19 protein-coding genes are annotated in these 20728 nt (G+C 70.8%); 4 read left to right on the forward strand and 15 right to left on the reverse strand.

Annotated features, from left to right (window positions below):
- Positions 1-29 precede the first annotated feature (29 nt).
- From ACIPSJ_RS45395 to ACIPSJ_RS45465, 15 genes are all read right to left on the reverse strand, one after another.
- Entirely contained in the window at positions 30-1394 is a 1365-nt protein-coding gene (locus tag ACIPSJ_RS45395; protein ID WP_401355125.1) for a glycosyltransferase family 87 protein, read from the reverse strand.
- The gene (gene mptB / locus ACIPSJ_RS45400) at positions 1391-2785 is read right to left on the reverse strand and encodes a polyprenol phosphomannose-dependent alpha 1,6 mannosyltransferase MptB (RefSeq protein ID WP_355711527.1); all 1395 of its coding nucleotides are present in this window, start codon (positions 2783-2785) and stop codon (positions 1391-1393) included. The genes ACIPSJ_RS45395 and mptB overlap by 4 nt, the downstream gene beginning before the upstream one ends.
- A 155-nt stretch (positions 2786-2940) precedes the next feature.
- Positions 2941-3870 carry a glutaminase gene (locus tag ACIPSJ_RS45405; protein ID WP_401355128.1) on the reverse strand — a complete coding sequence of 310 codons (930 nt, stop codon included), beginning with the start codon at positions 3868-3870 and terminating at the stop codon, positions 2941-2943.
- A 45-nt stretch (positions 3871-3915) separates the two neighbouring features.
- Complete coding sequence (aspA, locus tag ACIPSJ_RS45410) at positions 3916-5319, reverse strand: aspartate ammonia-lyase (protein WP_401355131.1); 1404 nt, start codon at positions 5317-5319, stop codon at positions 3916-3918.
- 136 nt (positions 5320-5455) lie between these two features.
- Positions 5456-6472: an asparaginase gene (locus tag ACIPSJ_RS45415; RefSeq protein WP_401355133.1), complete on the reverse strand. Its 1017-nt coding sequence runs from the start codon at positions 6470-6472 to the stop codon at positions 5456-5458.
- Positions 6473-6515: 43 nt separating this feature from the next.
- Entirely contained in the window at positions 6516-7955 is a 1440-nt protein-coding gene (locus ACIPSJ_RS45420; RefSeq protein ID WP_401355136.1) for an amino acid permease, read from the reverse strand.
- Complete coding sequence (locus ACIPSJ_RS45425) at positions 7952-8629, reverse strand: FadR/GntR family transcriptional regulator (protein WP_355711635.1); 678 nt, start codon at positions 8627-8629, stop codon at positions 7952-7954. The genes ACIPSJ_RS45420 and ACIPSJ_RS45425 overlap by 4 nt, the downstream gene beginning before the upstream one ends.
- Positions 8630-8816: 187 nt before the next feature.
- Positions 8817-9653, reverse strand: coding sequence for an undecaprenyl-diphosphate phosphatase (locus ACIPSJ_RS45430; protein WP_359217391.1), 837 nt, complete (start codon positions 9651-9653; stop codon positions 8817-8819).
- Between the two features lie 72 nt (positions 9654-9725).
- On the reverse strand, positions 9726-10100 hold the full coding sequence (gene crcB, locus ACIPSJ_RS45435) for a fluoride efflux transporter CrcB (RefSeq protein WP_401355139.1): 375 nt from the start codon (positions 10098-10100) through the stop codon (positions 9726-9728).
- Complete coding sequence (locus ACIPSJ_RS45440) at positions 10097-10477, reverse strand: DUF190 domain-containing protein (protein WP_359217385.1); 381 nt, start codon at positions 10475-10477, stop codon at positions 10097-10099. Before ACIPSJ_RS45440 ends, crcB (ACIPSJ_RS45435) begins: the two co-directional genes overlap by 4 nt.
- Entirely contained in the window at positions 10474-10935 is a 462-nt protein-coding gene (crcB, locus tag ACIPSJ_RS45445) for a fluoride efflux transporter CrcB (protein WP_401355142.1), read from the reverse strand. The genes ACIPSJ_RS45440 and crcB (ACIPSJ_RS45445) overlap by 4 nt, the downstream gene beginning before the upstream one ends.
- 69 nt (positions 10936-11004) lie before the next feature.
- The gene (locus ACIPSJ_RS45450; protein ID WP_401355144.1) at positions 11005-11958 is read right to left on the reverse strand and encodes an SMP-30/gluconolactonase/LRE family protein; all 954 of its coding nucleotides are present in this window, start codon (positions 11956-11958) and stop codon (positions 11005-11007) included.
- Positions 11959-11987: 29 nt separating this feature from the next.
- On the reverse strand, positions 11988-12275 hold the full coding sequence (locus tag ACIPSJ_RS45455; RefSeq protein WP_355711547.1) for an ArsR family transcriptional regulator: 288 nt from the start codon (positions 12273-12275) through the stop codon (positions 11988-11990).
- A 209-nt stretch (positions 12276-12484) separates the two neighbouring features.
- Entirely contained in the window at positions 12485-14044 is a 1560-nt protein-coding gene (locus ACIPSJ_RS45460; protein WP_401355454.1) for an arabinogalactan endo-beta-1,4-galactanase, read from the reverse strand.
- A gap of 137 nt (positions 14045-14181) precedes the next feature.
- A complete protein-coding gene (locus ACIPSJ_RS45465) occupies positions 14182-16203 on the reverse strand; it encodes a beta-galactosidase (protein WP_401355148.1) in 2022 nt (673 codons plus the stop codon).
- 245 nt (positions 16204-16448) lie between these two features.
- Here ACIPSJ_RS45465 and ACIPSJ_RS45470 point away from each other — a divergent pair, with 245 nt between their 5' ends.
- The 4 genes from ACIPSJ_RS45470 to ACIPSJ_RS45485 are packed head-to-tail and all read left to right on the forward strand — an operon-like array spanning position 16449 to position 20633.
- Positions 16449-17765, forward strand: coding sequence for an ABC transporter substrate-binding protein (locus tag ACIPSJ_RS45470; RefSeq protein WP_401355151.1), 1317 nt, complete (start codon positions 16449-16451; stop codon positions 17763-17765).
- Positions 17762-18700, forward strand: a complete 939-nt coding sequence (locus ACIPSJ_RS45475; RefSeq protein ID WP_401355154.1) for a carbohydrate ABC transporter permease — start codon at positions 17762-17764, stop codon at positions 18698-18700. The genes ACIPSJ_RS45470 and ACIPSJ_RS45475 overlap by 4 nt, the downstream gene beginning before the upstream one ends.
- On the forward strand, positions 18697-19602 hold the full coding sequence (locus ACIPSJ_RS45480) for a carbohydrate ABC transporter permease (RefSeq protein WP_393798294.1): 906 nt from the start codon (positions 18697-18699) through the stop codon (positions 19600-19602). The genes ACIPSJ_RS45475 and ACIPSJ_RS45480 overlap by 4 nt, the downstream gene beginning before the upstream one ends.
- On the forward strand, positions 19599-20633 hold the full coding sequence (locus ACIPSJ_RS45485; protein ID WP_359217363.1) for a LacI family DNA-binding transcriptional regulator: 1035 nt from the start codon (positions 19599-19601) through the stop codon (positions 20631-20633). Before ACIPSJ_RS45480 ends, ACIPSJ_RS45485 begins: the two co-directional genes overlap by 4 nt.
- Positions 20634-20728 lie beyond the last annotated feature (95 nt).

Here is a 20728-nt window from a genome sequence, read left to right on the forward strand (position 1 = left end):
CAGGACGGCGGCGTGTACGACGAGGCCCGTCAGCTGCTCGACTGGGGTTTCGAGGCGGCCGGACGGGTCGATCCGGTGGGCTCGCTGGACGCCCTGCGGCCGGCCCCGCGGCCGGGACCGAGCACCGTACCGATCGCGGCCGCCGCGGCGCCGGAGGACGACTCCGTCTGGTCGGACACCGCCATCGCCGCGGCCTTCGCCGGTCTCGGGGTGGGCGCGGTGACCCTGGCGATGCGGCTCAAGGGCGAACGCTCGGACCGGTCTGACCCCTCCGACCCGCCCGTACGGGACTGACCGGCCGGCAGCCCGAACAGCAGACCCAGCGTGATCCAGGTGTAGAGGTTGCTGCCGAGGAAACCGTCGACGCCGGACGCGTCGTCGAACCACAGCCACACCACGCTGGTGCACATCACCGCGTACAGAGCGCCCGCGATCCGCGGGTACCCCGCACGGGCCAGCAGCGCGAACGAGGGCAGCACCCACACCAGGTGGTGCACCCAGGTGATCGGGCTGACCAGGCAGGCGGCGAGACCGGTGAGCGCGAACGCGGCCGTCCAGTCGCCGGCCGCCACGGCCCGGCGGGTCCGCCACGCCCACACGGCCAGCGTGAGCAGCACGACGATCGCCCACAGCGGCTTGTCCGGATGGCCGAGCCGGGCCAGGACACCCTGCAGCGACTGGTTCGACACGTAGTCGAGCCGGCCGACCCGGCTGGTGTCCCAGAGCGCCTGCGTCCAGTAGAACCGGGACGCCTTCGGATCGGTCCAGGCCGCCAGCCCGGTCGCCGCGAGCGCCACGGCCGTGGCCACCCCCGCCGCACGCCACCTGCGGCCGATCAGCAGCATGGCGATGAACAGCGCCGGTGTGAGCTTGATCGCGGCGGCGAGCCCGATCCCGACCCCGGCCCAGCGGCCCCGGCCGCTGCGCAGCAGGCAGCAGTCGCCCAGCACCAGGGCGAGCAGTATCAGGTTCACCTGGCCGAAGCTGAAGGTGTCCCGCAGCGGCTCGAACAGGGCCAGCGCGCACAGCGCCAGCGCCCACCGGTACCAGCCCCAGCGCCGCCAGCCCGGCCCGGCCAGGACGCGCAGCACGAACGCCAGCGCGGTCAGGTTGACGAGCAGCGAGGCCGCGATGGCCAGCGGCAGCCCCACCAGCGCCATGGGCAGCATGCCGACGGCGGCGAACGGCGGATAGGTGAAGCCGTACTCCGTCCCCGGCACCCGGTAGTCGTAGATCCGGCCGCCGTGGTGCACCCAGGTGTGCACGGTCCCGTAGTAGACCCGCAGGTCGAACCAGTCGCGCAGCAGCGGCACGGTGGCCGTGAACACGGTCACGGCGGCGACGAGGGCCAGGACGAGCAGCAGCCTTCCCCGCACGGTCTGCGGTCCTCTCATGCCGTACGTCCCACGACCGGGGCCTGCGCCGCTTGGTGGGCCTGCCACAGCACGACCACGCCGAGCACCCCGCCGGAGACGGCGAGGACCAGCTGGCCCACGTCGGCGGGGCCGCCGCTGGGCAGCACGGCGAGCGCGAGCACTCCGGTGACCGCGGCCACCCGGTGCCGTACCGAGGTGCTGGGCGCCGCCGCCGCTATCAGGAACAGGCCCCAGATCGCGTACCAGGGCCGGATCGCCGGCCCGAAGGCGGCGACCGCGGCCAGGCTCAGGCCGAGCGCGTAGACCGGGCGGGGCCGCAGCCGGACCCATATCAGCAGCACGGTCACCGCGGTCAGCGCCATCCCGAGCAGATGCCAGGCGGGCACGGCCAGTGGCGCCAGGTCGCTGCCGAGGTGTTCGAGGAGCGCGCCGGTGGCCCGGCCCAGCAGGCTGCTGAGCGCCCAGTTGTGCGCCGAGACGGGCGTGTCCAGCGCCCTTATCCACCCGTACCCCGTGCCCGCGACTGCGGTCGCCACCACCGTGGTGACCCCGGAGGCCGCGGCCGTCAGCAGGGTGGCGCGCACCGGGCTGCGGCCCCTGCGCGCCTGTACGACGACGATCGCCAGCAGTCCGAGCGCGGCGGGCGCCTTCACCAGCGCCGCGAGGGTGACCAGCACCGCCCCCAGGACCGGCCAGCGGCCGAGCGCCGCGACCAGGCCGAGGCCGAGCAGACCGAGCATGATCGCGTCGTTGTGGGCGCCCGCGACCAGGTGCAGCAGCACCAGCGGGTTGAGGGCGCCCAGCCAGAGCGCGGCGGCCGGGTCGGCGCCGCTGTGCCGGGCCAGCCGGGGCAGCGCGACCGCCATCAGGCCGACGCCGAGCAGGGCGACCAGCCGCATCCCGAAGAGCCCGGCCGGGAGTTCGCCCCGGGTCAGCCCGGACAGCAGCGAGGCCACGCCCATGAACGCGGGACCGTACGGGGCGGCGGTGTTCTGCCACACCGGCGCCACCTCGTCGGCCAGCGGGCCGCCGAGCTGGGCGGGGCCCGAGGTGTAGACGTCCATGTGCGCGTCGACCATCGCGCCCTGCGCCAGGTAGCTGTATACGTCGCGGCTGAACAACGGCGGCGCGAGCAGCAGCGGGGCCGCCCACACGACGAGCACCAGCATCAGCTGGCGCGGGGTGGGCGGGGCGCCGCTGCGCACGAGGCGACCGAGCAGCAGCCAGGCCGCTATCAGCAGGACGACGCCGAAGTAGACCCCGACCAGGCCGAACGCCGCCTGTACCGAGCTGGGGGCGAGCAGATCCTCCACGGGCAGGGCGCCGGCAGTCTCACCTCCCAGGGCAAGGAAGGCGGTGCCGGCCAGGCCGAGAACCTGACAGCGGCGTAGATCGACGGGAAAAGCCATGGCCAACACTGGGTCAGCGTGTCAATGGTGGGTGGCCGGAAAGCGACGGGGTGTTTTCCTGCGAGAGACCTGGCTGTGACTGGCCAGTGGGTCGGGGGGTTGGGTGCGGGTCCGGTGGGGGCTGGTCGCGCAGTTCCCCGCGCCCCTTCGGGGCGCTAGAACACCGACAGGCCCGTCAAAGTGGTGAAGCGATCCAGCGCCGCGACTCCCGCCACCGAGTTGCCCCGTTCGTCCAGGCCCGGGCTCCACACGCACAACGCACATCGCCCCGGCACCACGGCGATGATCCCACCCCCGACCCCGCTCTTCCCGGGCAGCCCCACCCGGTACGCGAAGTCGCCTGCCGCGTCGTACGTTCCGCAGGTCAGCATCACGGCGTTGACCTGTTTCGCCTGGCTCCGGGTGAGCAGGCGGGTGCCGTCGGCGCGGATGCCGTGGCGGGCGAGGAAGGTGGTGGCGAGGGCGAGGTCGGCGCAGGAGGCGGCGACGGAGCACTGGCGGAAGTACTGGTCGAGGAGGACCGGGACCTCGTTGTCGATGTTGCCGTAGGAGGCCATGAAATGGGCCAGGGCGGCGTTGCGGTCGCCGTGCTGGGACTCGGAGGCGGCCACCTCCCGGTCGAAGTCCAGGCCGGCGTTGCCGCTTTCGGCGCGCAGGAAGGCCAGCAGTTCGCCGGCCGCGTCCGAGGTACGGGTGTGCAGGCGGTCGGTGACGACGAGGGCGCCCGCGTTGATGAACGGGTTGCGCGGGATGCCCTGCTCGTACTCCAGCTGGACCAGGGAGTTGAAGGGGTTGCCGGAGGGTTCGCGGCCGACGTGCTCCCAGAGTTCGTCGCCCTCGCGGGCGAGGTCCAGGGCGAGGGTGAAGACCTTGGTGAGGGACTGCGTGGAGAACGGCTGCCGCCACTCCCCCACGCCGTAGACCGTGCCGTCCAGCTCGGCGACCGCCATGCCGAAGCTGCGCGGATCGCAGGCGGCGAGCGCCGGGATGTAGTCGGCGGGACGGCCGCGCCCGGGCGTGCGGCCTATCTCCTCGGCGATGCGCTCCAGGACCGGCAGGAAGGCGGGCGACGACGTCACTGTCATGATCACTATTGTGCCTCCGTGCCGGTCCTGGTGCGTACGCGCAGGTCAGGCGAGGGGCGATCCGCTGCCGGCGACGACCTCGGGACGCAGCAGGTCGGCGAGCCGCTCCGCGGGCAGCAGGCCCTTCTCCAGGACGAGTTCGGCCACCCCGCGGCCGGTGGCGAGGGCCTCCTTGGCGATGTCGGTGGCCGCCGTGTACCCGATGTGCGGGTTGAGTGCGGTGACCAGGCCGATGGAGTTCTCGACGGTGGCCCGCAGCACCTCGGTGTTGGCGGTGATGCCGTCCACGCAGCGCTCGGCCAGGGTCAGGCAGCCGTTCCGCAGGTGCGTGATGCTCTCCGACAGGGAGTGCAGGATGATCGGCTCGAACGCGTTCAGCTGGAGCTGTCCGGCCTCGGCGGCCATGGTGATGGCGACGTCGTTGCCGATGACCTCGAAGGCGACCTGGTTGACCACCTCGGGGATGACCGGGTTGACCTTGCCGGGCATGATCGACGAACCGGCCTGCACGGGCGGCAGGTTGATCTCACCGAGCCCGGCCCGCGGCCCGGAGGACAGCAGCCGCAGGTCGTTGCAGCTCTTGCTCAGCTTGACCGCGATCCGCTTGAGCACGCCCGACATCTGGACGAACGCACCGCAGTCCTGGGTCGCCTCCACCAGGTTGGCGGCGGTGACCAGGGGCAGCCCGGTGATCTCGGCGAGGTGCCGGCGCGCCGACTCGGCGTATCCGGCGGGCGCGTTGAGCCCGGTCCCGATGGCCGTGGCACCGAGGTTGATCTCGTGGATCAGCTCGACGGCCTCGGCGAGCCGGCTCCGGTCCTCGTCGAGCATCACGGCGAATGTCGAGAACTCCTGCCCGAGCGTCATGGGCACCGCGTCCTGCAACTGCGTACGGCCCATCTTCAGCACGTCACGGAACTCGACGGCCTTGCGCCCGAAGGAGTCCTGGAGCACCGCCATCGCCCTGAGCAGCCCGCGCACCGCGAAGACGGTCGCGACCTTGACGGCGGTCGGGTACACGTCGTTGGTGGACTGGCCGAGGTTGACGTCCTCGTTGGGGTGCAGGTACCGGTACTGCCCCTTCTCGTGCCCGAGCAGCTCCAGCGCCCGGTTCGCCACGACCTCGTTGGCGTTCATGTTCGTCGAGGTCCCGGCACCGCCCTGGATGACGTCGACCACGAACTGGTCGTGCAGCTTGCCGCCCCGGATCTCCCGGCACGCGGCGACGATCGCCGCCGCCTTCTCGGGCGCCAGCAGCCCCAGCTCCTCGTTGGCGAGCGCCGCGGCCTCCTTCACGGCGGCCAGCGCGTCGATCAGATGCGGGTAGGCGGAGATCGGCGTACCGGTGATCGGGAAGTTCTCGGTCGCGCGCAGGGTGTGCACACCCCAGTACGCGTCGACCGGCACGTCACGGTCGCCGAGCAGATCGTGTTCGCTACGAACAGTCATGGGTCCTGTTTCAAAAGAGTGAGGGTGAAGCGCCCCGAAAGGGGCGCGGGGCGTTATCAATTTGCGGCTACCGCCGCGTGGGCGCGACCAGCCACAACCGGCCCGCAGCCGCCCAACGACAAGTCCACGCGGCCGACTAGGCGCAAGCCGAAACAGCAACCGGCTCCAGCGACCGAACGGGCCGCACACACCCGACCGGCCGCCCGCCCCCGAGCAACGCCTCACCGGCGAACTCGGTGAGCAGCGACGGATCAACCCCGGCCCGCGCCAACGCCGCCGCGGCCACCGGCACCCGCGCCCGGTTCGCCCCGTCCGCGATCTTCACGGCGACGGCCCGCCCGTCCGGCAGCGCCGCGACCTCAACGCCCTCGAAGCCGTCCTTGGCGAGCAGCCCCGGCACGGCCCGCATCAGCGCGGCCACGTCCCGCCCCGCCCCGGACGCCATCTCCGCGTGCTCCCGCATCGCGTCGGCGACCCGTGCCTCGGGCGTACCCGGCACGGCGGCGGCGATCCGCGACGCCGCCCGCGCCAGCCCGTGCAGGGAGATGGAGAACAGCGGGGCCCCGCAGCCGTCCACGGACGTACGGGCGATGCGCTGTCCGGTCAGGTCCTCGACGATCTCGGCGATCGCCTGCTGCAGCGGATGGCCCGGATCGAGGTAGTCCGCCAGCGACCAGCCGTTCAGCTTCGCGGTCCACAGCATCGCCGCGTGCTTGCCCGAGCAGTTCTGGGCGAGCCGCGACGGCGGCCGACCGTCCCGGACCCAGCTGTCCCGCACGCCGGGGTCGTACGGCATGTCCGGGACGTTGCGCAGGTCGTCCTCCGTCAGTCCGGCGAGGTCGAGGATGCGCCGGGTCCCGGCGAGGTGCCGCTCCTCGCCGGAGTGGCTGGCGGCGGCCAGCGAGAGCAGGTCGCCGTCGAGGGGCAGCCCGGCCCGCAGCATGGCGACGGCCTGGACGGGCTTGAGGGCCGAGCGCGGGTAGAACGCGGCCTCGATGTCGCCGAGCTGGAACTGGACCTCTCCGTCGGCGCCGAGGACGACGACGGAACCGTAGTGGATGCCCTCGACGACCCCGTCGCGTATGAGGTGGGCGACGGGGGCGTGGAGGGGTTCACGGACGATGGGTGCGTCCGCGGGGGAACTGCTGTACATCACTGCCTGGTCTCGGGTGAGGTGGGAGGGACCGTTACGCGGTTCACGCGTCGGTTCCGGCGGACGGGCGCGCCACGCGCCGGCGGACGGCGTACCAGCCGGCGACGAGCGCTGCGACGATCAACGGCACACAGAGCACGGTGGTGCGTCCGGCGCCGCCGTCGGCGTACATCAGGACCAGGACGGAGGCGAGGAACGCCAGCGTCACGATCTCGGTCCAGGGGGAACCCGGCAGTCGGTAGCCGGGACGGATGAGTTCGCCGTTCTGGGTCTTGCGCCAGAAGAGCAGGTGGCAGAGCATGATCATGCCCCAGGTGGAGATGATGCCGATCGCCGCGAAGTTGAGGACGATCTCGAACGCGTCGGCGGGGACGACGAAGTTGAGGCCCACGCCGAGGACACAGATACCGCTGGTGAGCAGAATCCCGCCGTACGGCACCTGGGTGCGGCTCATCTTCCCGGTGAACTTCGGGGCGGAGCCGTTGACGGCCATGGAGCGCAGGATGCGGCCGGTCGAGTAGAGGCCGGAGTTGAGCGAGGACATGGCCGCGGTGAGGACGACGAGGTTCATCACACCGCCGGCCGCCGGGACGCCGATGTGCGAGAGCACGGTGACGAAGGGGCTCTGGCCCGCCGTGTACTTGTTCCAGGGCAGCAGCATCGAGAGCAGGACGACCGAGCCGACGTAGAACAGGCCGACCCGCCACATGATCGAGTTGATCGCCTTGGGCATGATCTTCTCGGGGTTCTCGGTCTCGCCGGCGGCGACACCGACCAGTTCGACCGAGGCGTAGGCGAAGACGACGCCCTGGATGATCAGCAGCATGGGCAGCAGGCCGTTGGGGAAGACGCCGCCGTTGTCGGTGATCAGGGACGGGCCGGGGGTCGCGCCGTCGACGGGGTGCTGGGTGACCAGCAGGAAGATGCCGATGACCATGAAGATCACCAGGGCGCTGACCTTGACGATCGCGAACCAGAACTCCAGTTCGCCGAAGATCTTCACCGAGATCAGGTTCACGGTGAGGACCACGGCCAGGGCTATCAGGGCGATCACCCACTGCGGGATGTCGGAGAACATCCCCCAGTAGTGGGTGTAGGTGGCGACCGCGGTGATGTCGGCGATGCCGGTGGTCGCCCAGTTCAGGAAGTACATCCAGCCGGCCGTGTAGGCGCCCTTCTCGCCCAGGAACTCACGGGCGTACGAGACGAAGGCGCCGGACGACGGGCGGTACAGGACGAGTTCGCCGAGGGCGCGCACGACGAGGAACGCGAAGATCCCGCAGACCGCGTACGCGACGAAGAGGGAGGGGCCGGCGTCGGCGAGGCGGCCGCCGGCGCCGAGGAAGAGGCCGGTGCCGATGGCGCCGCCGATGGCGATCATGTTGACGTGCCGGTGCTTCAGCGACTTGCTGTAGCCGTGGTCTCCGGCGTCGACGTGACGGGACGAGGGGCGCGTCTCGTCTTTGAGGTGCTGTTCGCTCACGCCTCGGTTCCGCCTTCCTGGTGCTGGTCCGTGCGCGCGGGGCGCACGATGTGGGTGAGGGTGGTCTCGACGCGGTCGAGGTGGTGGCTCATGGCCTCCACGGCGTCGGGTTCGGAACCGTCGATCAGGGCCTCGACGATGGCCCGGTGCTCCCGGTTGGACTGCTCCCGGCGGCCGCCCAGTTCGTTGAGGAAGGCCGACTGACGCGCCAGTGCGTCCCGGATCTCCTCGATGACCCGGCGGAAGACCGGGTTCTGGGCGGCCTCGGCCACGGCGAGGTGGAAGAGGGTGTCCATCGCGACCCACGCGGTGGTGTCCGTCTCCCGCTCCATGCGGTCGAGCAGATGGGCCAGGTGGTCCAGGTTCTCGGGGCTGCGGCGCAGCGCCGCGTACCCGGCGACCGGGATCTCGATGTGCCGGCGGACTTCGAGCAGGTCGCTCGCCGCGTAGTCGCCGAAGGTGGGGTCCTCGACGGCGCTGGCCACGACGAAGGTGCCCTTGCCGGTCTTGGAGACGGTCAGGCCCATCGTCTGCAGGGCCCGCAGGGCCTCGCGCAGGACGGGCCTGCTGACCTCCAGGGTGCGGCAGAGCTCCGCCTCGGAGGGGAGCTTGTCGCCGATCGCGTACTCGCCGCGCTCGATGGCACCGCGCAGGTGCGCCAGCACCGCCTCCATGGCGCTCACGCGTCGCGGGGGCTGTCCGGCTGTCGGGCTGTCTGACAGGTTCACGGGTGAGATGTTCCGGGTTGCGGGACGAGACTGTCAAGGTGTCGCGAAAGGAAACATTCACGGGGTGCGACACCTGAATGCGCAGGCGTCACACCCCGTGGCGGAGCGGTGACTCGTGGGACGGGTGAATCGGTCAGGCGTTGATGGTGCCGGTGGCGAGGAGGCCGAAGAGCGCCAGGCCGATCACGATCCGGTAGATCACGAACGCGTTGAAGGAGTGCTTGGCGACGAACTTCAGCAGCCAGGCGATGGAGGCGTAGGCCACCACGAAGGAGACGATCGTGCCGACCGCGAGCGGGGCGGCGCCCACGCCCGCGCCCAGGGCGTCCTTGAGCTCGTAGATGCCGGCGCCGGTCAGGGCCGGGATGCCGAGGAAGAAGGAGAGCCGGGTGGCGGCGACGCGGTCCAGGTCGAGGATGAGCGCGGTGGACATGGTGGCGCCGGAGCGGGAGAAGCCCGGGAAGAGCAGGGCGAGGATCTGCGAGCAGCCGACCAGCATCGCGTCCTTGAAGGAGGTGTCGTCCTCACCGCGCTTGTGGCGGCCCATCTGGTCGGCCGCCCACATCACGCCGGAGCCGACGATCAGCGAGCCGCCGACCACCCACAGGGAGCCGAGCGCGCCGTCGATGAGCGGCTTGGCGGCGAGACCGACCAGGACGATCGGGACGGTCGCGGCGATCACCCACCAGGCGAACTTGTAGTCGTGGTGGTAGCGCTCTTCCTTGTTGGTCAGACCGCGGAACCAGGCCGAGACGATGCGCTTGATGTCCTTGAAGAAGTACACGAGCACGGCGGCGATGGCGCCGACCTGGATGACGGCGGAGAACCCGACGACGGACTGGTCGTCGACGGGGATGTTCATGAGCCCCTCGGTGATCTTGAGGTGGCCGGTGGAGGACACCGGGAGGAACTCGGTCACCCCCTCGACTACCCCGAGGATGGCGGCCTGGCCGACTGAGATGGCGCTCATGGGATCCAGTTCTGCAGAGTTTGGTCGACAGTGCTGTAGACAGTCTTACAGCGCGGTGGTGTGAAGCAAGTCCTAGGACCAGACCGCCTGGGCGATCGCCACCCCGGCGAAGGCCGCCCCGAGCCCCGCGACGAGGCTCGCGACGACGTTGGCGGCAGCGTAGAGCCCGGCGCCGGTCTCGGTCAGCCGGAGGGTCTCGTACGAGAACGTCGAGTACGTCGTCAGCGCCCCGCACAGCCCGGTGCCCAGCAACAGCTGGAGATGCGGGCCCGCGGCGCCGGCCGAGGCCGCGCCGGTGAGCAGGCCCAGGATCAGGCAGCCCGTGACGTTGACCACGAAGGTGCCCCAGGGGAAGACGGAGTCGTGCCTGGCCTGGACGGCGCGGTCGGTGAGATAGCGCAGCGGAGCACCCACGACGGCGCCGGCGACGACCAACAGCCAGTTCACAACGACTTCTTACCTTCCGCGTCCGTTTTGCCCGTGTCGTCCGTGCGGCCGACATACCGGATGACCTCGCAGTCGTCCAGCGTGACCAGACCCTCGGTCACCAGTTCGTCGAGCTGCGGCAGGAACGCCCGGACCCGCTCCTCGGTGTCCACGATCACGACCGCGACCGGCAGGTCCTCGCTCAGGGACAGCAGCCGGGAGGTGTGGATGCGGGAGGAGGCGCCGAAGCCCTCGATGCCCCGGAACACGCTGGCGCCCGCGAGGCCCGCCCGGTGGGCGCGGTGCACGATCTCCGTGTAGAGGGGCTTGTGGTGCCAGATGTCGTCCTCGCCGATGTGGACGGTCAGGCGCAGGGCGCGGCCGGTCAGTCTGGTCATCGCTGCCTCCGGGTGAGGACACGGCGGGTCGCGGCGGCCGCGCACCACACCGCCGCCATGGCCGCGCACAGGGTCGCGGCGAGGTAGGCCAGGCCCGTGGCGGGGCGGCCGTGGTCGACCAGTTTCTGGATGTCGACGGCGTACGTGGAGAAGGTAGTGAAGCCGCCGAGGACGCCGGTGCCGAAGAACGGGCGGACCAGGCGGTGCGCGGGGAGTCCTTCGGTGATCAGGACCAGGAAGGCGCCGATCACGGCGCAGCCGATCACATTGGTCCAGAAGGTCGCCCAGGGGAATCCGCCGGCCGCGGTGGGCAGGGCGAGGGCGAGGCCGTAGCGGGCCACGGCGCCGATCGCGCCGCCGGCGGCGACCACCGCGACGACCGGCGCCTGGGTGCGCCACTCGGGCCGCCGCCGCGGGCTCGGCTGGACTCGGAGGCTCTCGGCTTCCGGGGCTGTCATCGGTCGTACGTCTCCTGTTCGGCACCGCCCCGACGGGTGCAACAGGGTACCGCCGGGCGTACCCGGCGGTCACTTCGCGGTGGGGGCCGCGCAGACCGCGACGCCGGGCTCCCACACACTGCCGAGGACCAGCAGGCGCCCGGTGCGGCAGACGCTGGTCGCCATGCGGAAGCCGGAGGGCCGGCGGGCCAGGTGGTGCACGACCCTGCCGTGGTCGTCCAGGGCGACGACGGCGACCGTCCCGGCCGGGCGGTAGGGGGCGTGCACGGCGGCCCGGGCGGCCGCCCGGCGCACGGCGGCCGGGGTGCGGTGGAAGAGGTCCAGCGGGGGGTTGCGCGGTCCGGCCAGGGCGACCCAGGTGAGATCGCCGTCGCGCCAGAGGTTGTCCGGCATGCCGGGGAGTTCGGCGAAGAACTCGGCGCGGCCGGCCCGCGGGCCGGTGAGCCAGTACCGGGTCAGGCGGTACGCGCCGGTCTCGGCGACGATCAGGAAGGTGCCGTCGCCGCTGACGGCCAGCCCGTTGGCGAACTGGAGCCCGTCGCAGGCGACTTCGGGCGTACGGGCGCCGGGCGCGAGGCGCAGCAGGCGGCCGGTGCCGCTGTGCTCGACGATGTCGCCGATCCAGTGGTCCAGCGGGAAGCGGCGGCTGGAGACGGTGAAGTAGAGGGTGCCGTCGGGCAGGGCGACCACGTTGCTGGCGAACCGCAGCGGCTCCCCCTCGACCGTGTCGGCGAGGACCTGGACGGTGCCGTCGGCGAGGCCGACGCGCAGCAGCCCGCGCTCCGCGTCGCACACCAGCAGGTCGCCGTCGGGCAGCAGTTCGAGCCCGAGCGGGCGGCCGCCGGTCCGGGCGAGCTCCCGGACCCGGGGGGTGTCCGGGTCGCCGAGGCCGTCCAGGCGCAGGATGCGGCCGTCCTCGACGCCGGTGAGGACCCGGCCGTCCGGATCCGTCACCACGTCCTCCGGGCCCCGGCCGCCGACGGCGACGTAGTGGAGGGGGACGAGGCGCGTGGGTCGGTCCATGAGCCCCATGGTGGCAGGCGGAACGGTTCTCACCAGCCTTTCTCGAACATCCGGGCCACTTCCGCGATCCGCATCTCGTCGCGCCGGTAGTAGGTGCGGTGCCGGATGCGCTTGGTGCGCAGCAGCCCGAGCCGGGTCAGCAGGGCCAGATGGGTGCCGGCGACCCTGCGGGAGACGCCGAGCTTGGCGGCGACGGCCCGGGCGGTGACGCCGTCCTCGGTGAGGTCGGTGTGGCGCTGGGGCGGGAAGTGGGCCGCCGGATCCTTGAGCCAGTCCAGAATGTCCAGGCGATGCGCGCTCGTGGGGTTCCTCAGCATCCGACCGGCCTCCGTCCCTGCCTCCTCGTAGTTCGTGTGCCCCACTGTCCCGCAGCCGAAGCCCCCACGTCAGGGACTCGGTGCGCGTTGTCCGAGACCGAACGGCCGTACGAGATCGGCCGGTTGGGGACGTGACGCGTGACGCGCCCGGGACACGGCGGAGGGGCCCGGCCGTCCCCTTAACGGCCGGGCCCCCCGTCAGTGGTGGTTCAGCGGTGGCTGAACCACGCCATGGAGGAGAGCGCCTTGTCGTCGTAGCCGAACAGGGCCTGGTTCTCCCAGCCGTTGCCCGAGGTGGCGTCGGTCGGGTCCCAGCCGTTTCCGGTGACGGCGGTCCAGGTCGCCTCCCAGTAGAAGACGCCGAGACCCCGGCCGTTCGGGACTGCCTCGACGATGTTCGCGACGGCGTTCATCCAGGCCAGCTGGCCGGCCGCGGTGGCCGGGTAGCCGGTGACCAGTTCACCGCTGGTGTCGATCTGGTTCTCCAGCGAGTCGTCCTGGGCGAGGGTGAACGGGTAGGCGGTCTCGGCGACGAAGACCGGCTTGGAGTAGCGGGAGGCCACGTCGTCCAGGGTGGTCTGGGCGGCGGCCAGCGAGCCGTGCCAGTAGCCGTAGTACGACAGCCCGATCACGTCGTAGTTGATGCCGTAGGTCTTGGCGTTGTCGAACCACCAGCGGACCGTGGCGTCGTCGCCCGCGTTGGCCAGGTGCAGGGCGACCTGGGTGGAGGAGGAGACCGCCTTGGCCGCGCTGTAGCCGGAGTTGATCAGGCCGGCGAGCTGTGACCAGTTGTCCGTGGAGCCCTCGGACCAGAGCATGCCGCCGTTGATCTCGTTGCCGATCTGGACCATGTCGGCGGTGGTGCCCTGGGACTTCAGCGCGTTCAGGACGTCGTACGTGTGGTTGTACACGTCGGTCTTCAGCTGGCTGTAGGAGTGGCCGGACCAGGCGGCGGGCTTGGTCTGCTTGCCCGGGTCGGCCCAGCTGTCCGAGTAGTGGAAGTCGACCAGCAGCTTCATGCCGGCGGCCTTGATCCGCTTGGCCATGGCCAGCACGTGCGCCTTGTCGTTGTAGCCGTCGGCCGGGTTGACCCAGACCTTCAGCCGCGCGTAGTTCATGCCGGCGTTCTTGAGGATGGTGACCGCGTCCCCGGTGGTGCCGGAACTGGTCTTGTAGACGCCGCCCTTGGCCTCGCTCTTGGCGAGTGACGATATGTCGGCGCCCTTGATGGCGAGGCCCGTCGAGCCGGAGGCGAACGTCACGTCGTCGACGTTGATCCAGTTGCCCGCGTTGGCGTCGGAGTAGACGCTGATCGTGCACTGGTTGTTGGTGACCGCGATCGAGGTGACGATCCGCACCCAGCTGCTGGTGGAGACGGGCAGGTCGGTCCGCTGCTCCGAACTCCCGCAGTTCTTCAGCGATATGTACGCGGAGTTCTGACCGCCGCTGGAGCGGGTCCAGGCGGTGAGCGTGTAGTTCCCGTTGGTCAGCCCCGACAGGTACTGGTAGGTCTCCACCTTGTAGGCCGAGGCCGAGTAGTGGCTGAGGCGGTAACTGCCGCTGTGGCCGCCGGACTCGGTGTACGAGGCGCCCGTGTCGCCGTACTCCGACCAGCCGGCGGGGCCGGCCACGCCCGCGCCGTCCGACTCGAAGCCGCCGTTGGTGAGGGTGGACGCCGCCTGGGCGGTCTGCGCGGGAAGGGCGGTGAGGGCGAGCCCGGCCAGGAGCGGCAGCAGCAGGGCTCTGATGGTGCGTCTGGGATGGAACATCATCGTCCGTCGTCCCTTCGACGTGACTGGGGAGGGGTGTCCTCCGGCGGGGCCGGAGGAGAGCCCCTCCGCCCGCGGCTCTCGTGGCACGCGCGGACGGAGGGGAGTATCGGCGGGCCGGGGCCCGGTGCCGGTGCTCAGCCGTCGAGTCGTACGACCCGGACGGTCCCCGCGGGGACCGCCAGCCGGCCCGCGGCGCGTTCGCCCGTCAGCAGTTCGGTGCCGTGCGCCTCCAGGGGCACCTTGGCGTCGGTGGCGGTGTGGTTGATCGCGAACAGGAAGGTGCCGGACTCGCCGGTGCGGCGGACGACCTCGACATCGCGGGGCAGTTCGGCGCGGGGCGCGATCCGGGCGTCCTCGGCGGCCCAGCCGAGCAGCGCGTCCAGGCCGTGGGCGTCGAGGCGGGTCGACACGTACCAGGCGGTGCCCTCCCCCAGCTGGTGCCGGGTGACCGCCGGGTGGCCCGCGGTGAGGCCGTCGGCGTAGGTCCAGACGGTCTCGGCGCCGCGCGGGAGGACGAACTCGGTCCACACGTCGCCGGTCAGCTCGGAGCCGTCGGGGCCGGTCAGGCGCACCCGTCCGTCCTTCAGGAGCGGCGAGAACTCCTCCACGTCCAGGCCGAGGACGTCGCGCAGGGGGCCGGGGTAGGCGCCCTCGTGCACGGCGTCGTGCTCGTCGACGATGCCGGAGAAGTACGAGACGACCAGCGTGCCGCCGTTCTCGACGTACTCCCGGAGGTTGTTCCCGGCCGCCTCCGTCATCAGGTACAAGGCCGGTACGACGACAAGGGGATAGGCCGACAAGTCGCTTTCCGGGTGGGCGAAGTCGACGGTGAGGTGGCGGTCGTAGAGGGCCTCGTAGAAGGCGTCGGCGCGCTCGCGCGGGTCGTGGTCCTCGCTGGGGCGCCACTGGAGGTTCTGCGCCCACCAGGACTGCCAGTCCCACAGCACGGCCACGTCGGCCCGGGTGCGGCTGCCCCGGATCTGGCTCAACGAGTCGAGGGAGGCGCCCAGTTCGACGACCTCGCGCCACACCCGGGTCTCGGTGCCGCCGTGCGGGAGCATCGCCGAGTGGAACTTCTCGGCGCCGCGCCGGGACTGGCGCCACTGGAAGAACATCGCGCCGTCGGAGCCGCGGGCCACGTGCGCGAGGGAGTTGCGGGCCATCTGGCCGGGCGCCTTGGCCGGATTGCGCGGCTGCCAGTTGACACCCGAGGTGGAGTGCTCCAGGAGCAGCCAGGGGGCGCCGCCGGCGACGGAGCGGGTCAGGTCGGCGGCCATCGCGAGGTTGACGTGGGTGCGGCGGCCGTCGGTGATCAGGTAGTGGTCGTTGGTGACCAGGTCGACCTCGCGGCCCCAGGCCCAGTAGTCCATGGAGTCGCACTGGCTGAGGGCGGTCATGAAGTTGGTGGTGACCGGGACGCCGGGCGAGAGGCGGTGCAGGATGTCCCGCTCGGCCACGAAGTTCTCGCGGACGGTGGCGTCGGCGAACCGCTTGTAGTCCAGGGCCTGGCCCGGGTTGCCCACCGTGGGGGTGGCGCGCGGCGGGTTGATCTGCGCCAGGTCCGTGTAGTGCTGGCCCCAGAAGGCCGTGCCCCAGGCCTCGTTGACCCCGTCGACCGTGCCGTACGTGTCCGCGAGCCAGCGGCGGAAGTGGGCGGCGCAGGAGTCGCAGTAGCAGGCCGAGACCGGGACGCCGTACTCGTTGTGGACGTGCCACAGGGCGAGCGCCGGGTGGTCGCCGTAGCGCTCGGCCAGCCTGGTGGTGATGTTCGCGGCGGCCGCGCGGTAGTCGGCGTTGGAGTGGCAGATGGCGCCGCGCGAGCCGAACTCGTACCGCACGCCCTCCGCGGTCAGCGGCAGGGCCTCGGGGTGCGCGCGGTAGAACCAGGCGGGCGGTACGACGGTGGGGGTGCCCAGGTCGACGCGGATGCCGTTCTCGTGCAGCAGGTCGAGCACGCGGTCGAGCCAGCCGAAGTCGTACTCCCCCGGCGCCGGCTCCAGCAGGGCCCAGGAGAAGATCCCGACGCTCACCATGGTGACCCCGGCCTCGCGCATCAGCCGGACGTCCTCGTGCCAGACGCTTTCCGGCCACTGCTCGGGGTTGTAGTCCCCGCCGAAGGCGAGCCTGGTGAGGCCCCTGGGGGTGGTGTCCGGCATGGATCTCTCCCGTTTAATCGATCATTTGGGAACGTGCACACACATCGATCGTGGCGTGAGCCCAACATAACCGCACAGCAACAACCATTGACAAGTGTCCGGGATGTTTCTCTACTGTGAACGCTCACAGAGCATGACACGGACTCGCGGCAGGCGATGATCCGGGTCTGTGCTGTCTGGAAAGCCCACACATATGCACGGCAGGTTCCCGCGACGGGCGGGGACCCAGGCCAGGGGAGAGATCCATGCCGCACACGAAGCGCCGTCGCCTCGTGACAACCGTCGTCGCCGTCTCGCTCGGCGCCACCGCCCTCGCCGCCTGCGGCTCGTCCGACGACAGCAAGGCCGACTCCGGTCCGGTCTCGCTGACGTACTGGGCCTGGGCGCCCGGTATGGACAAGGTCGTGGACCTGTGGAACAAGGGCGAGGGCAAGAAGGACCAGATCACCGTCACGGTGAAGAAGCAGGCGTCCGGCGACACGCTGGTCACCAAGATCCTCACCGCGCACAAGGCGAAGAACGGCCCCGACCTGGTGCAGGCCGAGTACCAGGCGCTGCCGACGCTGGTCAGCAACGACGCCGTGGCCGACATATCGAAGAACGTCGGTGACGCGAAGAGCAAGTTCGCCGACGGCGTCTGGCAGCAGGTCACGCTGGGCACGGACGCGGTGTACGCGGTGCCGCAGGACATCGGCCCGATGATGTTCTACTACCGCGCGGACCTCTTCAAGAAGTACGGCCTGACGGTCCCCACCACCTGGGACGAGTTCGCCTCGACCGCCCGCGCGCTGAAGAAGAAGGCGCCGGACACCGACCTGACCACGTTCTCCGCCAACGACTCCGGTCTCTTCGCGGGCCTCGCCCAGCAGGCCGGCGCCAAGTGGTGGACCACCTCCGGCGACAAGTGGAAGGTCGCCATCAACGACGCGGCCACCCAGAAGGTCGCCAAGTTCTGGGGCGGCCTGGTCAAGGAGGGCGCCATCGACAACCAGCCGATGTACACCCCGGCCTGGAACAAGGCGCTGAACACCGGCAAGCAGATCGCCTGGGTCTCCGCCGTGTGGGCGCCCGGCACCCTGACCACGGCGGCGCCGGACACCAAGGGCAAGTGGGCGATGGCCCCGCTCCCCCAGTGGTCCGCGTCCGAGGACGTCACCGGCAGCTGGGGCGGCTCCTCCACCGCCGTCACCACCGACTCCAAGCACCAGGAGGCCGCCGCCAAGTTCGCCGCCTGGCTGAACACCGACGGCGACGCGCTCAACGCCCTCGCCAAGGAGAGCGGCATCTACCCGGCGTCCAGCTCGGCCCAGCTCAGCGGCGCCTTCTCCAACCCGCCGGAGTACTTCTCGAACCAGGCCGACTTCTACACCGATGCCGCCAAGATCGCGAAGACCACGGCGCCCTCCGCCTGGGGCCCGAACGTGAACGTCGCCTACACGTCCTTCAACGACGCGTTCGGCACCGCCGCGAAGAACAAGTCGGACTTCGTGACCGCCCTGAACACCATGCAGGACGCCACGGTCGCCGACATGAAGAAGCAGGGCTTCGAGGTCTCTCAGTGACCAGCCCCACCGGCCGGAAGTCGTACGGGGTCAAGGGGGCCCCGTACGCCTTCCTTCTCCCCGCGACCGTCCTCTTCGCCCTGTTCTTCGCGCTGCCCATCGGGTACGCGGTCTGGCTCAGCTTCCGCAAGGTGCACGTCTCCGGCCTCGGCCTGGGCGCCGGCGCCCGCAGCGAGGTCTGGGCCGGCCTGGAGAACTACCGCGACGCCCTCACCGACAACGAGTTCTACCAGGGTGCGCTGCGCGTCCTCGGCTACGGCTGCATCGTCGTCCCGGTGATGCTGGGCCTCGCCCTCCTGTTCGCCCTGATGCTCGACTCCGAGCGGGTCCGCCTCGCCCCGTTCACCCGGCTCGCGATCTTCCTGCCCTACGCCATCCCCGGCGTGGTGGCCGCGCTGCTGTGGGGCTTCCTGTACCTGCCGGACGTCAGCCCCTTCTACTACGTGCTGGGGAAGCTGCACCTGGCGCAGCCGAACCTGCTGGACGGCGGGCCCCTGTACCTGGCCCTCTCCAACATCGCGGTCTGGGGCGGCACCGGCTTCAACATGATCGTCATCTACACCTCGCTGCGGTCCATCCCGGTCGAGGTGTACGAGGCGGCCAAGCTGGACGGCGCCACCCCGCTGCAGATCGCCCTGCGGATCAAGATCCCGATGGTGGCGCCCTCGCTGGTGCTGACCTTCTTCTTCTCCATCATCGCCACGCTCCAGGTGTTCAACGAGCCGATGACCCTCAAGCCCCTCACCAACTCGGTCAGCACGACCTGGAGTCCGCTGATGAAGGTGTACGTCGACGCCTTCGCCAAGGGGGACATCTACTCGGCGTCGGCCGAGGCGACGCTGATCGCCCTCGCCACGCTGGCGTTGTCCTTCGGGTTCCTGCGGGCCGCGAACCGCCGCAACAGGCAGGACGCCAGTCAAGGAGCCGCGCAGTGAGTTCTGTCGCCGTCCACAAGGTCGCCCCGGCGGCCGGTACGACACCCGGTACGGCCAAGGGGCCGTCGCCCCGCCGCCGGGTCGCCCTGATCCCGACGATCACCCTGCTGCTGGGCGCGGTCTACACGCTGCTGCCGGTGGCCTGGGTGGTGATCGCGTCCACCAAGTCCGGCAGCGAGCTGTTCTCCACGTTCACCTTCCTGCCCGGCTCCGGCTTCACCCAGAACCTCAAGGACCTCAGCGCCTACCGGGACGGCATCTACTGGCAGTGGATGCTCAACTCCGGTCTGTACGCCGGTCTCGGTGCCCTGGTCTCGACGTGTGTGTCGGCGTTCAGCGGCTACGCCCTCGCCACCTACCGGTTCAGGGGCCGCGAGGCGATCTTCAACGTGCTGCTCGCGGGCGTCCTGATGCCCCCGGTCATCCTGGCCATCCCGCAGTACCTGCTGCTGGCCAAGGCGAACCTCACGGACTCCTACCTGTCCGTGCTGCTCCCCCAGATCCTCGCCCCGTACGGGGTCTACCTCTCGCGGATCTACGCGGCCGCGGCCGTCCCCACCGACGTGGTGGAGGCCGGGCGGATGGACGGGGCGAGCGAGTGGCGGATCTTCACCCGGATCGCGCTGCCGATGATGATCCCCGGCATGGTGACGGTGTTCCTGTTCCAGTTCGTGGCGATCTGGAACAACTTCCTGCTGCCGTACATCATGCTGAGCAACGACGAGCGGTTCCCGCTCACCCTCGGTCTGTACACGCTCCTCATGCAGGGCGCCAACACCCCGGCCCTGTACACCCTGGTGATCACCGGCGCCTTCCTGGCCGTGCTGCCGCTGATCGCGCTCTTCCTGGTCATTCAGCGCTTCTGGAGCCTTGACCTGCTGTCCGGGGCCGTAAAGTCATGACCATGAGCAGCAATGCGGGGGGCCGGCGCAGACCGCCGACGATCCACGACGTGGCGCGCGAGGCAGGTGTCTCACGAGGGACCGTCTCGCGCGTGCTCAACGGCGGGCACTACGTCAGCCCCGCCGCGCAGGAGGCGGTCAACGACGCGATCCGCCGGACCGGGTACGTCGTGAACCGGCACGCCCGGTCGCTGATCACCGGGCGTTCGGACTCCATCGGCTTCCTGCTGACCGAGCCCCAGGAGCGGTTCTTCGAGGACCCCAACTTCAATGTGCTGCTCAGTGGTTGCACGCAGGCGCTGGCCGGGCACGACATCCCGCTGCTGCTGATGCTGGCGGGCACGAAGGACGAACGGCGGCGGATCACGCGGTACATCACCGCCGGGCACGTCGACGGGGTGCTGCTGGTCTCCAGCCACTCGGGCGACCGGGTCGCCGAGGAGCTGCGCGAGGCCGGGGTACCGCTCGTCCAGTGCGGCAAGCCCATGGGGCCCGGCTCCAAGGTGAGTTACGTGGCGGCGGACGACCGGGACGGCGCCCGGGACATGGTCCGGCACCTGCTGGACACAGGCCGCCGCCGCATCGGCATGATCACCGGCCCGCTGGACACCCCGGGCGGTGTCGACCGTCTGGCCGGCTACCGCGAGGTGCTCACGGAGGCGGGCGTCGAGTTCGACGAGCGGCTGGTCGTCTCCGGCGACTACAGCCGGGCCAGCGGCGAGGCGGGCGCCGACCGGCTGCTCGCCGGCGCCCCCGACCTGGACGCCCTGTTCGTGGCCTCCGACCTGATGGCGCAGGGCGCCCTGACGGCGCTGCGCCGGGCGGGCCGCCGGGTGCCGGATGACATCGCTGTCGGCGGCTTCGACGACTCGGTCGCGGCGACGGAGGCGGTCCCCGCCCTCACCACGATCCGCCAGCCCTACGACCGCATCAGCGCCGAGATGGTGCGGTTGCTGCTCGCGCAGATCGGGGGCGAGGACCCGGCGGCGGTGATCCTGCCGACGGAGCTGGTGGTGCGCGACTCGGCGTGACGCTCCGCTGAGGGGGCCGTGGCAGGTCGTTCGTGGTCTGCGGGTGCGTGGGGGCTGAGCGCGCCCACGCGGCGGAGCCGCAAATCCAACAGGGC

Origin of the sequence: Streptomyces sp. NPDC090088, assembly GCF_044747345.1 — a bacterium.
Taxonomy (GTDB): Bacteria; Actinomycetota; Actinomycetes; order Streptomycetales; family Streptomycetaceae; genus Streptomyces.